Origin of the sequence: Pseudobutyrivibrio xylanivorans (genome assembly GCF_010906925.1) — a bacterium.
In the GTDB taxonomy this organism is placed as follows: Bacteria; Bacillota; Clostridia; order Lachnospirales; family Lachnospiraceae; genus Pseudobutyrivibrio.
This window is the reverse complement of record NZ_VTVE01000003.1, coordinates 395,612-411,326: the sequence shown is the minus strand read 5'-3', so window position 1 is coordinate 411,326 and position 15,715 is coordinate 395,612. Positions and strand designations below refer to the sequence as shown.

13 protein-coding genes are annotated in these 15,715 nt (G+C 39.8%); all 13 read right to left on the bottom strand.

The features are described 5' to 3' along the window. Window positions 1-52: 52 nt before the first annotated feature. The 13 genes from feoB to F0Q01_RS11085 all read right to left on the bottom strand — a co-directional run bounded on the left by feoB (window position 53) and on the right by F0Q01_RS11085 (window position 15,662). The gene (feoB, locus tag F0Q01_RS11145; RefSeq protein WP_090488951.1) at window positions 53-2,428 is read right to left on the bottom strand and encodes a ferrous iron transporter B; all 2,376 of its coding nucleotides are present in this window, start codon (window positions 2,426-2,428) and stop codon (window positions 53-55) included. Between the two features lie 12 nt (window positions 2,429-2,440). Beyond that, entirely contained in the window at window positions 2,441-2,662 is a 222-nt protein-coding gene (locus tag F0Q01_RS11140; RefSeq protein ID WP_090151320.1) for a FeoA family protein, read from the bottom strand. A 12-nt stretch (window positions 2,663-2,674) separates the two neighbouring features. Next, window positions 2,675-2,884 (bottom strand): FeoA family protein, encoded by a 210-nt coding sequence (locus F0Q01_RS11135; protein ID WP_334292332.1) that lies wholly within the window; start codon window positions 2,882-2,884, stop codon window positions 2,675-2,677. 218 nt (window positions 2,885-3,102) lie between these two features. Continuing rightward, window positions 3,103-4,035 (bottom strand): carbamate kinase, encoded by a 933-nt coding sequence (arcC, locus tag F0Q01_RS11130; protein ID WP_090151304.1) that lies wholly within the window; start codon window positions 4,033-4,035, stop codon window positions 3,103-3,105. 168 nt (window positions 4,036-4,203) lie between these two features. Then, entirely contained in the window at window positions 4,204-4,647 is a 444-nt protein-coding gene (locus F0Q01_RS11125; protein ID WP_090488949.1) for a VanZ family protein, read from the bottom strand. Between the two features lie 54 nt (window positions 4,648-4,701). Beyond that, window positions 4,702-5,511, bottom strand: coding sequence for a hypothetical protein (locus F0Q01_RS11120; protein WP_090488947.1), 810 nt, complete (start codon window positions 5,509-5,511; stop codon window positions 4,702-4,704). Window positions 5,512-5,515: 4 nt separating this feature from the next. After that, complete coding sequence (locus F0Q01_RS11115) at window positions 5,516-6,352, bottom strand: hypothetical protein (protein WP_090488945.1); 837 nt, start codon at window positions 6,350-6,352, stop codon at window positions 5,516-5,518. Between the two features lie 209 nt (window positions 6,353-6,561). Beyond that, window positions 6,562-7,872, bottom strand: a complete 1,311-nt coding sequence (locus F0Q01_RS11110) for a S1C family serine protease (RefSeq protein ID WP_163927239.1) — start codon at window positions 7,870-7,872, stop codon at window positions 6,562-6,564. A 67-nt stretch (window positions 7,873-7,939) separates the two neighbouring features. Then, entirely contained in the window at window positions 7,940-9,772 is a 1,833-nt protein-coding gene (gene glmS, locus F0Q01_RS11105) for a glutamine--fructose-6-phosphate transaminase (isomerizing) (protein WP_090488941.1), read from the bottom strand. A 130-nt stretch (window positions 9,773-9,902) separates the two neighbouring features. Beyond that, the gene (locus tag F0Q01_RS11100) at window positions 9,903-11,465 is read right to left on the bottom strand and encodes an LCP family protein (RefSeq protein ID WP_090488939.1); all 1,563 of its coding nucleotides are present in this window, start codon (window positions 11,463-11,465) and stop codon (window positions 9,903-9,905) included. Between the two features lie 162 nt (window positions 11,466-11,627). Then, window positions 11,628-12,977 carry a glycosyltransferase family 2 protein gene (locus F0Q01_RS11095; protein WP_090488937.1) on the bottom strand — a complete coding sequence of 450 codons (1,350 nt, stop codon included), beginning with the start codon at window positions 12,975-12,977 and terminating at the stop codon, window positions 11,628-11,630. Continuing rightward, window positions 12,977-14,398, bottom strand: a complete 1,422-nt coding sequence (locus F0Q01_RS11090; RefSeq protein WP_090488935.1) for a sugar transferase — start codon at window positions 14,396-14,398, stop codon at window positions 12,977-12,979. Before F0Q01_RS11090 ends, F0Q01_RS11095 begins: the two co-directional genes overlap by 1 nt. Before the next feature lie 37 nt (window positions 14,399-14,435). Further along, window positions 14,436-15,662 carry a UTP--glucose-1-phosphate uridylyltransferase gene (locus F0Q01_RS11085; protein ID WP_090151283.1) on the bottom strand — a complete coding sequence of 409 codons (1,227 nt, stop codon included), beginning with the start codon at window positions 15,660-15,662 and terminating at the stop codon, window positions 14,436-14,438. Between the last annotated feature and the right edge of the window lie 53 nt (window positions 15,663-15,715).

Here is a 15,715-nt window from a genome sequence, read left to right as displayed (position 1 = left end):
AGTCTAGCAGAGAACATAAATGCTTGTCATCGTAATCAGTGTAATCATTTTATTATTTATTGTACTTATCTTTGCGGAACAATCCATAAAGGAGTACACAGATAGCTGCGATTCCAAAGATTGTGCCCACAGTGAATCCCTCGCCTGTGAATACCTTACCTACCTGATATACGATAAGTCCAATTACCCATGCGAAACCACACTGATATCCGATAGCTCTCCAGAACCACTTAGTATTGTTCATCTCACGCTTGATTGCACCCATAGCTGCGAAGCAAGGAGCGCAAAGAAGGTTGAATGCAAGGAATGCAAAACCTGAAGCATCTGTAAATGCTGCACGCATTGTCTCATAAACATCGCCTGCTGCACCGTAGATAATAGCAAGTGTACCTACGATATTCTCCTTAGCAACAAGACCTGTGATTGAAGCAACTGTTGCCTCCCAATCGCCAAAGCCAAGTGGAATGAAAATCCATGCAAGGCATCTGCCAAGTCCTGCAAGAATTGAGTGATCAATCTGATCTTCCTCAAGCATTGTGAATGCGCCATCAACAACACCGAAGAATGTACAGAACCAAACTACGATTGTTGAAAGTAAGATGATTGTACCAGCTTTTTTGATAAATGACCAGCCACGCTCCCACATGCTACGGAGAACATTGCCAAGTGTTGGCCAGTGGTAAGCTGGAAGCTCCATAACAAATGGTGCTGGGTCGCCAGCAAACATCTTTGTCTTCTTAAGCATGATTCCTGAAGTGATAATTGCAAATATTCCAAGGAAGTATGCTGATGGAGCAACCCATGAAGCGCCACCAAAGATAGCACCAGCTACCATTGCGATAAATGGAAGCTTAGCTCCACATGGAATAAATGTTGTTGTCATGATTGTCATCTTACGGTCTCTATCGTTTTCGATAGTACGTGATGCCATGATACCAGGGACACCACAACCTGTACCGATAAGCATTGGAATGAATGACTTACCTGAAAGACCAAACTTTCTGAAAATACGGTCCATGATGAATGCAACTCTGGCCATGTAACCGCATGCCTCAAGGAATGCAAGGAAGATGAAAAGTACAAGCATCTGTGGAACGAATCCAAGAACTGCACCAACACCAGCTACAATACCGTCAAGGATAAGTCCCTTAACCACATCATTACATCCTATAGCATCAAGACCAGCCTCTACAAATACAGGAACACCTGGAATCCATACACCATAATTTGCTGGATCTGGCTCCTCATTTGACTCAACATATGCCTTTGCTGCTGCATAATCATCAAGGCTAGCTGTCTCGTAATCAACAGCTGCTGTCTCCTCATCCTCTACTGGATACTCAAAATCACCAGTAGGCTCTGAGCCATTTTCCTCTACATATAAATCATATCCATCTACAATAAGCTGATTTGCTGTAAACTCATCAGCTGCATCAGCGTAATCGCTAGAGCCGATAGCAAATAAATGCCATCCATCGCCAAACACACCATCATTTGCCCAGTCAGTAGCCCATGTACCAACTGTTGTAACTGAGATGTAGTATACAAGCCACATTACTACTGCAAATATTGGAAGTGCAAGCCATCTGTTTGTAACTACCTTATCAATCTTGTCTGAAATAGTAAGACCCTTTGCAGCCTTCTTAACGCAGTCATTGATAATTGTGCCGATGTAATTGTATCTCTCACCTGTTATGATTGACTCTGCATCATCATCAAGCTCCTTCTCGCAAGAAGCAATATCCTTTTCGATATGGTCAATTACATCTGAAGAAAGACCAAGCTTCTCCTGAATCTTTTCGTCTCTCTCAAATAACTTAATTGAATACCATCTCTGAACATTCTCGTCCTCGATGCCATGTAAGCAAAGCTCCTCAATATGAGCAAATGCATGCTCAACAGAACCATTAAATCTATGTTTTGGAGACTGTGGCTTAGCTTCCTTAGCTACCTTAACTGCTGCATCAACGATTTCCTTAAGACCTCTGTTCTTAAGAGCAGAAATCTCGATTACAGGAACACCAATCTCCTCTGAAAGCTTCTTTGTATTAATTTTATCGCCATTTTTCTCAACCACATCCATCATGTTGATAGCGATAACTACTGGAATACCAAGCTCAACAATCTGAGTTGTAAGATAGAGATTTCGCTCAAGGTTTGTACCATCAATAACATTGATGATTGCCTCAGGCTTCTCATCGATAAGATAATTTCTAGATACAACTTCCTCTAAAGTGTATGGAGAAAGAGAATAAATACCTGGAAGGTCAACGATTTTAACTTCCTTATCTCCCTTATATTTTCCCTCTTTGTACTCTACAGTAACACCTGGCCAGTTACCCACAAACTGGTTTGATCCAGTAAGGGCATTAAATAATGTTGTTTTACCGCAGTTTGGATTACCTGCTAACGCAATTCTTATTCCCACTTTTCTTTCCTCCTACTCTACTTCAATCATCTCAGCGTCAGCCTTACGTACTGAGAGCTCGTAACCTCTAACTGTTACCTCAACAGGATCTCCAAGTGGTGCGACCTTGCGAACAAAAATTTCTACGCCCTTTGTGATTCCCATGTCCATAATTCTGCGCTTTACCGCGCCTTCGCCGCAAACTTTTACAACTTTTGCGGTGTCACCGGTCTTAACATCCTTCAGTGTCATAATTTTCTCTCCTTTTTAAACCATTATCTTCTGAGCAAGCTGCTTATCTACAGCCACTCTAGATTCCTTTACATTGACAATGAGATTGCCTCCAATCTCACTTACCACAGTGACATAGCTGCCCGGAACAAATCCAAGCTCCTGTAAATGGCGCTTAACCACTTCGCTACCACCGATTCTCTTAATCAATTGTTCTTCACCAGCTGGTGCTACAACTAATGGCATCATTATCTAACCTCGATTTCATTTATATAATTCGTGTTAGCTCCTTCTAACGCAAATATAATATACCACCTTCTAACTACAGTTGCAAGCAACTAACTAATGTTTCACATTTTTAATTTTTTGTGGGATAAACTAACTCCATAAATTCATTTATAGCTCTGTAAAAAACAAAAAACAGCACCGCCATTATCTGACGATGCTGTCATATATCCATTTTATTATTTACCAATCATTGTACCTGTCTGACCGCCAACTGCATTGCCAGCGTCAGAAAGCTTTGTAATAAGTACCTTGCGGATTGCTGAATCTCCAATGTACTCGATAGCTGCCTGAATCTTTGGAGCCATATCTGTAGCGCCAAACTCTCCTGCCTCAAGCATCTTCTTAGCCTCTGAAACAGAAATATAATCAAGAGGCTCCTCATTGTCCTTGCCAAAGTTCTTGCAAACCTTTGAAACAGAAGTAAGTATTACAAGCATGTCTGCATCAAGCTCTGATGCAAGAAGTCCAGCTGCTGTATCCTTTTCAACTACTGCAGAAGCACCCTTAAGCTTGTTGTCCTGTGAGAGAACTGGGATACCGCCACCACCTGCTGCGATGACAACCTGGTCTGCATCACAGAGTGCCTTGATAGCATCAATCTCAACAATCTCCATTGGCTTTGGAGCAGCTACTATACGGCGATAGCCTCCCTCTACCTTAACTGTGTGATTGCCCTTTGCCTCCTCAGCGTCAGCCTCCTCAGCTGTCATAACACGACCAATTATTTTAGTAGGCTTGTAGAAGGCCTCATCATAAGGATCAACTGTCACCTGAGTAAGAACTGTAGAAACTGGCTTGTAAATGCCTCTACCAACTAGCTCTGAGCGAATAGCCTGCTGCAAATCATATCCGATGTAACCCTGGCTCATTGCAGAACAAACTGACATAGGAGTAGGTGTGTAATCTGGATGATTCTGGTAGAACTCTGAAAGAGCTGTGTGAATCATGCCAACCTGTGGTCCATTACTGTGAGTGATAACCACCTGATAATCCTGCTTAATAAATTCTGCCACTGCAACAGCTGTACGCTTTGTAGCGTTCCACTGCTCTAAAACTGTAGTGCCAAGTGCATCATGTCCAAGTGCAATAACTATTCTCTTCTTGCTCATGTCTTTCCTCCCTATGCTGCCTTATGTAATGCCCTCGCTCTCACCGATTCCGCTGGTGCTTAGGGCTCTTGTGCATTACTTATCCGACCATATTTTTATATAGATAGTTTACCATATTTGCCCCTCTAGAAAAATGTAATTACCAAATAAAAACGGCAAATATTTATTCTAGTATCTTCTAGAGCCTCTTCTATTTCCTGAGATTGCAAGCATAATAAGTGTGGCAAGTGCCACTCCAGCAAAATCAATCCACATATCTCTGATTTCACCTGAACGTCCCACAACAAAAAGCTGAATCGTCTCATCTATAAATGCTACAAATAGCCCCACTAAAACAGGGACCGAAAGCCTCTGGATGAATCCTCGTAAATATGAAATAAATTCACCGCAAAGCAAAAATCCAAGAATAAAATACTCCATGAAATGAGCCGATTTTCTCAGGATAAACATCCCTGCCTCATTATCAAATATAGCAGGCAAATATTTAATTAAAAAATCCAGGAAATATCCACTCTCCTGCTCCGACACCACTGCCGGCTGTAAGCTATGACCCCAGATCAAACAAAGCCACAGGACAATAACAATTCTAATAACAATTTTCTTCTTATTCATAAGTGGTATTGTACCATACCTATTTTGTTTCTAGGAGGATATTTATAAAATAAATCAATTTGAACAATCAAACTCAACATAATCTATTAAATTGCCATCAGCATCATATGTTTTGTAGAAACCGAATCCGTTCGACAAACTTACATTCTCTTGAGTACATCTTGTTAAAAGAAAATCGCAAGTTCCACAACTATCAATAAAATATTTACATGCGTCTGATATATCATATGATCTATCCTTCACTAATGTAAAATAATGTCCGTAATTTTCCGCGGCCTGAAATTGCTTATTGTTAACTTTTACGAATTCCAAATAATACTCTACATCAAGTTGTGAATATATTTCACTTAATAACTTTTTATATGTATCCTGTTCATACTCATTTTTTGTAAGAACAAATAAATTATGAGGATTATAACCTATACTATCATTTTCAGCCTTATATTCTTCATAGGTTTTTGCTTTAGATGGAATTAATTCTAAATCGTATATTTCACTAGCTTCATCTATTAGCCAATAATCAGTAATTCCATTTTTGTCTAATACCGTAGCTACTTTATCTAAGATTTCTTCGCTATAGTAGCAATGGCAATAGCTTTCCTCTTCAATTAATCCTACGACATTGCATCTACCAGTAAAATCTACTCCTTCCGTAGTTGTACCTTCAAAATATCTTATCTCATCATATAGTTGAGAATCATAACAGTCAGACATTTCTATTTCTTTGACCACCGCCCCATACTTTAAATATAATGATAAGCCCACTGTTAATTTGCAAAATCTTTTATTAAAGACTATTGGAAAAAGAATTAACAATGTTACCAATATTAATATAGCTTTCTTTATTTTCTCTTTTTTATTCATACTATTAATATCTTTCTATTATTTCTGCATCCGACAAATCAATATAATCATTTGCATAAATTCTATAAAAATCCATACAATAACCGATTTCCAGTGGATTAAAGTATCCCCGCACTTTAACTTTATCTAATACTTCAAATGTCTGATCAGGAGCAAAACTTACTGCTATCATATGGTCATCACTAAGTTCATTATCATCCCTCAGATAATAATTGCCCTGATATTCAATTATGGTACCTGATACAGTATTAACCGAAGTGCTTGTATAAACATTTGCCTTTTTGATTGTTTCAGAAACACTTTGAACTGAATCTAATTCTTCTTCATCATTTTCAATAATTTCAATAGAAGGAGTCCCTCTCCACCGATCATACTCATACATCTCATATTTTGTTAACTCCGTCCTAGGTGAACCGAATCGAAAACTTCCTTTCACTAGCACTTTGTCTCCAACACTATAATCTTTAGAACAGAACACTCTAATTTGCTGATCTACTGGACTATCCATAGCATCTGCAATAATTATAGAATCAGCATTGTTTCTTTTTTCTACAACATCTACCACAACACCAATTACACCCTCTGGTTCCAGTTCCTTATAACTGTAATACTCTCTTCCTGCATTAGTATATTTTTTGTATTCTTCAACTGTAAACTCATTTTCACTCTTTTCGCTTATCTTCTGGAACTCTTCTTCTGTATATGCTATTTCTGTTTTATTATTTTCTATAGACTTTTTATTCTCTAGTTCCATATCAAAGCTCTTTAGTACAAACACTACTATAAAAATTAAGATTATAATTAATACAATTTTGCTGCTCTCTTTGTCATATTCAACCATCTTTTATCTCCCAACAATTACAGTTCAATTTATTCCGGCACCAAATAAAAATTCGGTCTATTCATGGTAGTAATATACTACTCCAATACCTCTTAGTCAACCCATATACTCATTAAATTAAAAAAAGAGTGAAGCCAACTGGCTTCACTCAATAATATTTATTATTTAAATCCAGGCATCAGTTTCTGAATCCTCAGTAGCCTGATGCTTTATCTCATGTCCTCTGCCTTGTGGGTAAGAGTAACCTGAACTGTCTCTTCTTTGTAGTTGTTAGATGCCTTTGCAACTGTTACATCTACAGTAGTGCCTGCAGGTATGTATTTCATTATGTTATCCAAAGTGCTGAAAGATGTAACTGTACGTCCATTAAATGATGTAATTACATCCTTCTCCTCTATGCCTGCTGCCTCGGCGCCGGAATCTTTAGCAACCTTCATTACATATATTCCAAGAGGAACATCATACTTTTCAGCATCCTCGGCTGTAACATCATATCCTGCTATTCCAAGATAAGATGCATCAAGTGCTGAAACCTCGTCATTATCTATCATCTGCTTAATAATATCCCAAGCAAATGAAATAGGTATAGCATAACCCATGCCCTCTGTACGAGTATCGACAAGCTTTACTGAAACGATACCAATTACCTCGCCCTTGGCATTAAGAAGTGCACCACCTGAATTGCCAGGGTTAACTGCTGCATCTGTCTGAATCAGCTTGTTGTTAACTACATTGCCGGCATCATCCTCAACAGATACCTCTCTATCCTTAGCCGAAACAATACCAGTAGTAACTGATGTGCCATATCCCATAGCATTACCAACTACTATAGCAAACTCTCCAACATCTACCTTGTCTGAATCACCTAATGTGGCAATCTTGATAGTTGAAAGTGTTTTTTCTGGAATCTTCTTAACTGGAACTGAAACAACTGCTAAATCACAAGAAGAATCTGTACCCTTAATAGTACCCTCAACTGCCTCGCCATCGCTGAATGTAATAGTAAGAGTCTCAGCTCCTGAAACTACGTGATTGTTAGTAGCGATATAGATGTTCTTGTCATCCTGTGAAATGATTATTCCTGAACCAGCCTGATTGACCTCCTGCTGATAAGTACCAAAGAATGTCTGGTACTCAACTAGGCCTACATTTGTAACCTGAACAATTGCTGGTAATACATTGCCTGTTATATCAGAAACATCAGTAGCAATATCTATATTGCTGACAGTTGTGGCTCCTTCTGTTGTATCCGTACTTGTAACAGGTCCGGATTCATCATCTGAAGTCTGTGTCTGCTCTATATCCACATCTCTGCCAAACATCTTATGGGAAACGGTAACAACAGACTCAAATGTAATGCCTGCAATCAACCCGAATACAAGTGCTACTAACGCAGTCTGTCCGACTTTGCTCAATAATGTCTTTTGTTTTTTAGGCTTCTTAGGCTGTCTTCCATCATCGTAAGGAGTCCACTGATAGAATGATTCGCCTTGGCTCTGGTTGTTATACATGTCACTCATAAACTCGCCTCCATTTCGCATGTACTAAGCGTAGTGTAAGACCTTAATGTGACGTTTAGGTGATAACTTATTCAACAGTAACTGATTTTGCTAAGTTTCTTGGGTGATCAACATCATAACCCTTACCAACTGATACATAGTAACCAAACAACTGCAATGGAATAATTGCAAGTGAGTTAGTAAAGTATCTGTTAGTCTGAGGGATATACATTACATAATCAGCTACCTTTTCAATATCCTCATTACCAACTGTAGTAACTGCAAGGATAAATGCTCCACGTGTCTTGCACTCAACAATATTAGATACTGTCTTTGGATATACACTGTCCTGAGTAGCTACTGCTGCAACCAAAGTACCCTCTTCGATAAGAGAAATAGTACCGTGCTTAAGCTCACCAGCTGCATAAGCCTCTGAGTGAATATATGAAATCTCCTTGAGCTTAAGTGAACCCTCCATTGAGATAGCGTAGTCAATACCACGACCAATGAAGAATACGTCCTTAGCTGCAACGAATCTATTTGCAAACTTCTGAATGCGCTCTTTGTTACCAAGAAGCATCTCAATCTGCTCTGGAAGCATCTTAAGATCCTTGATAAGCTCCTTCATTTCATCCTCGCCAAGAAGACCTCTAACCTCTGCAAACTTCATTGCAAGCAAGTAGAATGCAATAAGCTGAGCAGAGTAAGCCTTTGTTGTGGCAACTGAAATCTCAGGACCTGCCCATGTGTACATAACCTTTTCTGCCTCACGAGCGATAGATGAACCAACAACATTAACAATTGCAAGTGTCATGTTGCCCATAGCGCGAGCCATTCGAACTGCTTCCTTTGTATCTGCTGTCTCACCAGACTGGCTGACTGCAATAACAAGCTCATTCTCCTGAAGGATTGGATTGCGATATCTGAACTCAGATGCAATATCTACCTCTACAGGAATGCGAGCCATCTCCTCGAAAACATATTTAGCAGTAACGCCTGTATGATAAGCACTACCGCAGGCAACGATACGAATACGCGAGATAGACTTTATCTCCTCATCGCTCATGCCAAGCTCCTCGATATCAACCTTGTCATTTTTGATACGAGGATTGAGAGTATCACGAACAGTCTTTGGCTCCTCGTGAATCTCTTTAATCATAAAGTGGTCGTAGCCACCCTTTTCTGCTGCATCAACATCCCAATCGATTGTCTTAGATTCCTTTTCGATTGGCTGACCATCCACATCAAAGAACTCAATAGCATTCTCTGAAAGTCTAGCAATCTCCTCATTCTCGATGAAGTAAACTTCACGAGTATACTTAAGAACAGCTGGAACATCAGATGCAATTAAGTTGCCGTCCTTACCAAGGCCAACGATAAGTGGGCTATCCTTACGAACTGAATAAATCTGATCTGGATAATCCGCAAAAATAATACCAAGTGCGTATGCTCCCTCAACACGGTGCATAACCTTTGTCACACATGTAAGTGGGTCATTGCCCTGCTTGTAATAGTAATCAAGAAGATGTGCAACTACCTCAGTATCTGTCTCTGACTTAAATGAATAACCGCGCTTAATAAGCTTATCCTTAAGCTTGGCGTAGTTTTCAATAATACCATTGTGAACAACAGCGATAGTCTCATCTTCATTTAAATGTGGATGAGCATTAGTCTCGCTAGGCTCACCATGTGTAGCCCAACGTGTATGACCGATACCAATAGTACCTTTCATGCTATCGCCATCATGAGTCTTTTCACTTAAAAGACGAAGACGTCCCTTAGCCTTTTCGAACTCAATTTTCTTGCCATCGTAAACAGCCATACCAGCTGAATCATAACCTCTGTACTCAAGCTTGCTAAGTCCATCAAGCAAAATTGGAGCTGCCTGTGACTTACCAACATAACCTACTATTCCACACATTTATTTATCCTCTTAAAAATAATTAGTCTTTATAATGAAATATTTTACTATAAAAATTGTTCATAATAAAACAAGAGTCTTGTGGGTACATCATTGCACCCACAAGAAACCCTAGTTATTATTCCTATGTTTATTGAGATGAATCCGGCGTCTGGTTGACTGTAGCACTGCCCTCACTTGTACCAGTGTCACTAGATACCTTATCAGATATAGCCTGAACAGATTCTGTTACAGTGTAATCCTGCTGGTCATAGAGGTACTCATGAAGCTTAACAACGTTAGTGCTAAGTGTACATGGTACAACCAAGCTTCCCTTGCTACCGTATGTACCAGTAGTCAAATCAAATGGGAATCCTGAAGAACCAACAATTTCGTAATCCTTTACTGCAGTAGCCATAGAAATAAGCTGTGTCTTAGACAAGTTTGTAGACATCTTTTCAAAGACATGGTCTGTAATCTTGTTAAGTGTAACCAAGTCTGCCTTTTTAGCCTTTTCAACAATCATATTAACTACCATACGCTGGTTTGCTGCACGACCGTAATCGTTATCTACAGCGTATCTGTTTCGACAATAGCCTACTACCTGAGCTCCGTTGAGCTTGTATGTACCTGGAGAATCGAAGTAGCAATCGCTCTTCTTCCAGCCATCCTCTTGATCTGGATGATAGTTAAGTACATTTTCTACCTCGGCAATATATCCTGCCAAAGCATTCTGATGTGTGTCTGGATTGTCTGTATTAATCATCTTCTGAGTAATCTCAAGCTCTAAGCCCCCAAGATCATCAACGATAGTAGCAAGAGTCCAGAAATCAACAGCAACGAAACCATCTACAGAAATATCTAAGTTGGCATTGAGCATATTGCAAGCTCCATCAGGGCCGCTATGTCCATATGCATAGTTGCACTTTCTGTACTTGTCATCCTCTACCTTGAGATAAGTATCACGCTGTACAGATACTAGCTTAACTTCCTTAGTATCATTGTTAATAGCTGCAATCATGATAGTATCGGAATTACCAGAATCAGTGTTACCGGTACTACGGTTATCTACACCGAAAAGAGCAATGGTGGTGTAGTTGCTAAGAAGCTCTACTGTAGCCTCATCCAAGTCATTAGTCTCTTTCTCGTATTTGATACCTGTATCAATCTTGCTGATCTTGTTCCAAAGGAAGAATACCAATGCAAGAACTAAAAGAATTACAACCTCAACTACAATAACTGTTCTTCTGGTCTTTTTCTTTTTATTTTTTCTAGAAGTGTTGCCCTTCTTTGAACTAGATGGACGTCTTGACGCACCTGCTGAACTAGGTCTAGAAGAACCACCTCTACCTGAGCGAGAAGAACTGCTCCTAGTACCTGGATGGCTAGCAGAATGACGTACAGGCTGTGATGATCTGCGTGGCTGTCCCTGACGTGATGCTCCTGTTCTAGCTCCTGATGGTCTAGCTGCGCCCTGGCGTGATACACCCTGACGTGGCATACGCTGGTCCATAGCCTCTCCCTGTAAGTCATAATTATACATATCCATCTCATCATCAAGGGACATATCATAATCATAATTCATCTGTCCCTGTGAGTACTGAGAATCTGGTCTTCTACGAGGTGCTCCATTATTTACACGATTTGGTGTTCTGTTGGCACGGCTTCTGGTGCCAGCGCCTCTAGTCAAATCGTAATCTTCGAAATTACTCATTTCCACTGTCTCCCATCTTTAAGTAGTAATCTTTTAAAAATAGTAATACTGATTAAGTCTACTCTAGGTATTCTCAAATTGTCAAGAAAACGGAGATTATTCCGTCACATTCACTAAAAAAATAAACAAAAAATCAATAAACACGTCTAGCTTTTTTAGGTCTTATTCCTCCATTCCTGGAAGTCGATAATTTTCCATACCTACAGGCAGGTTTTTATTGTAAAAGCCGTCACCTTTTTCTATTAGCTCCCTGTGTTTTTCCATAAGAAAATCATGAGACTCCTCTGTAGAGATATTGTCTTTATTTTTGTACCTTGCAATACACTTTGGAACTACTACAGTACGGAATCCCCTTTCACGGGCTCTGATGCAAAAATCAAGCATGGCATCCCTACCTGAAAGTCTAGGGTCAAAGCCTCTTAGCATCCTATATACTTTTGCATCAATCATACAGCATCCGCTGTCCACCATAGCCACATCATGAGGCATGCTGGCAAGTCCCTCGTAGCTGTCCCTGAAGATTCGCTGTCCGTGAAATGCAGGATACTGAGCTCCATCCTCTCCATAAATGTATCCAACATTATCAAGGGTAAATCCTCTATTTATAAAGCGACATCCTACCACCGCCACATCTGGCTGGCTAAGGTAAGCATACATTCTCTTGGCATTGTTTCTGGTGAAAAGCTTTACATTTTCATCCCTTAAAAACATGTAGTCACCAGAAAATCTCCTAAATGCAGTCTCGTCGTAGTCGATGTGCCACTTTTTCATATTGGCATCCACTCGTCCTCGGCAGATAACACCTGTCTTCCTCAGGTAGGAAATAGCAAGTGCCATGTGTTCATTACAATAGAATCTCTCAGCAGCCCTATCCTCTTTTGTCTTGATTTTATTATCTATTCTCTTGTGATATAAAAGGGAAGGGATGTGCTCGATTTTTTCTTTTTTAAATGCCGCCCTCAGGTAGTACTCGTAAATATAGGCGGTCTTTGCCTTCTCATTAAACTCCCCTAGCTTTTTATAGAGAGCCACTGGCAAGCAAAAGAAATCTCCTATGTAATTAGTCTGCAAAAGAAGTTCTTTATTGAAATCACTTTTGAAGTGAGGATTCATTCTATCTAGGCCAATCAACTCGTCTGAATCAGTATAGATTATAGAATTAAAATCCTCTCTAGAATTTATTTTTTCATTTAATGCCCCAAGGGTCTTGGCACTGAGTCTATCGTGCTGACCCAGATAAACCAAATAATTTCCCTCAGCAAAATGAGCGCCAATGTTGTAAGCATAGGCGCCACCTGATTTTTTCTTCAATCTTCTGTAATGAACCTTGTCCACAATATCAGGGAAAAACTCCTTGATAGTGATCTCGATTGCATTAGAAGGATTGTTGTCTAAAATATAAAGTTCAAATTCGCGATATTCTTGTTGGTCGATGGACTCCAGCATGTCCTTAAACTGGTCCATGTTGGTATCAATAGTCCATACGACTAATGTAAAATATGCATCTGCCACTATTTCGAGCCCTTTCCGCCAAAAACAACGGCTATTGTTTTTAATATAATTCTAATATCAAGTCCCAAAGACCAATCAGAAATATACTGTGTATCAAGAGCAACAACTTTCTCAAAATCCTTGATGTCGCTGCGACCACTTACCTGCCACATACCAGTAAGGCCTGGCTTGATTGAAAGACGAGCCTTGTGATGAAGAGCGTATCTTTCGTACTCATCCTCAAGAGGAGGTCTGGTGCCAACAAGGGACATATCTCCAATGAGAACATTTAAAAACTGTGGCAATTCATCAATAGAATATTTTCTAAGGAAATGTCCGATAGGAATGATTCTTGGATCATTTTCCATCTTAAACATATTTCCATCCATCTCATTTTGATCTAAGAGTTCCTTTTTCCGCTCCTCTGCATCCACATACATGGTGCGGAACTTAAAAATCTTGAAACGACGGCCATTTTCACCGATACGTGTCTGGGTAAAGAAAACAGGTCCTGGTGACTGAATCTTGATAATAGGTGCAAATATAATGAATGCAATAGCTGTAAGAACAAGACCAACAATCGCCCCAACAATATCCATAACCCTCTTAAGGAAAGCCTGCTTGTTGTTGGAAATGTGCATACTTGTAGTAAGTACCACGTAGTCACCATAAGTCTCCATTATTCTGTTTGGCATCAGGTTGTTAGTGTGAATGAGGGCCATATGAACTGTAAGTCCCTGCTCAACAAGTCGTCCTGCAAGGCTCTCCTCACTGGCTCTAGTGTTACCATCAAGGAACACTTCATCAACAACATTAGTCCTCAAATATTCAAGTAGATTGTCAGCTGATGCAACTACAGGAATGCCCTGTATCTCCTGACCTGTCATATCCTCGTCTACAACCGCCACACCCTCTACCTTAAACTCAGTGTATGGGCTGTGGGCAATCTCAGAAAGACAGTGCTCTACAGTGGAAGCCTCAGCAACCACAATCATAGACCTCTTATTGATATCAAGAAGCTTTCTGCGTCGAATTAATCTCTTCCAAATTACTCTGAAGAAATAGGTGACAATTACCATTGCAACAGCAAAAACGCCTATAGCAAAACGAGAGTAGTAGTATGTAGTCCGGGTACCATACATGTAAATAAATACGCCCAAGAAATTAATTACACAATGCCAGATAGTGGAAGTAAGCTCCTGATATTTAGTTCGTCTAAGTATTCCTGTGTAGGTCTCTGAGAAAAGCACACCTGTCAAATCAATGAATGGCAAAATCTTTGCCAAGTTCTGATACAAGTTGTACCACTCATATTTATCTAGAAAGATAATACTGTGAAACTTAAGGTATACACCTATAAAGATGGCAAGCTCAGCTGCCAACATATCAAGTATTATGAAATCTAGATGTTTTACCCAGGAACGTTTTTTCTTTTTATACACGTCTATCTCCTAAAAGCTTCGGGTTATCCCCTAATTTTTAGAGTGTAACTCCATTTTTCTCAAGTAATTCTCTTGCACTATCAACCGAATCAACACCATGGAGATTCTTGATTGGTGCAAATTCTCTAACTCTATCCACCTCGAATGCCAGATTTGAATCCATCATGTGGACCATATCAAGCACTAATAACTCAAACTTGTAGCCGTTTGGAGACTCAGGTGAAACCTGGTTGCCATCGGCATCAATATGAGGAATCTTTTTCTCAACAACATGTACGTACATATTGTTATTTACAATCTCATCCAACTTCTCAAGCGAGAACAGGTAATTAAGGATAACGCCGTACTTGTAAAGAAGGCTACCATCCTCTGCCTTGGCCTCTGCCATCTCGTCAGACATCTCATAGTACTCAACGATTGATGGCTTGCCATCCTCAAGGCAAAGAAGTCCCATTTTCTCCTGTGGGTCTACCTTTCTAACTACCTTAGAGCCTGCTTGGAAACCACCTGCAATTGTAGCACCTACAAATACTGGGTCTGCAATACGCTGGCAAACATTATCTACTGCAAAGATGTTAATCCACTTAACGCCCTTTGATTTTAAATCCTTATCAAGACCAGCCTTGACCATAGATGCATACCAGCCACCATTACCATTAGGTGATGTTGCAAGACGGCCCTTGTCCTCTAAGAGAAGCTTGCCATCGTAGTCTACAGCGCATGCCATATCCTGAATGAAATACTGAACGTACTCAGGATTATATCCGAAATAGTCATGCTCCTTGAAGAAAGCTCTAGTAGCCTGATCATTTTTTTCACTTGTCATGATATAGAGGGGAACGAAGCATCCTGCCTGCTTTACCACATCCATAAGATTGTTAATGAGGCACTCAAAAATATAGAGCTCTCTAGTCTTGCCTACATTGAAGCAGCCCTTTGGTAAATCAAATCCAAGTCTAGTACCCATGCCTCCAGCAAGAAGTACTGCTGCAACCTCACCCTTTTTTATAGCTTCAAGACCAACAGCCTGAAACTCATCATGTCTCTTTTCAATCTCAGAAATCTCAACAGCAGGTGGAACAGAAAACTGTCCTCTTCCGGCAGATTCATCTCCGCCGATAAGCTTGAAATCAGACCAGTTGATATTCTCAATCTGATTAAGAAATTCTGCTTGTTTTGAAGCATCAAGCTCGTCAAAAAACTTCATGACGTGCTCCTGCTTATTCTCCCTCAATACATTAATAGCTTGTTCTTTAGTAAACATTATAAATTATTCTCCTTTACTTAGCTATATTTTTAACTATATAAGTCAAAAGA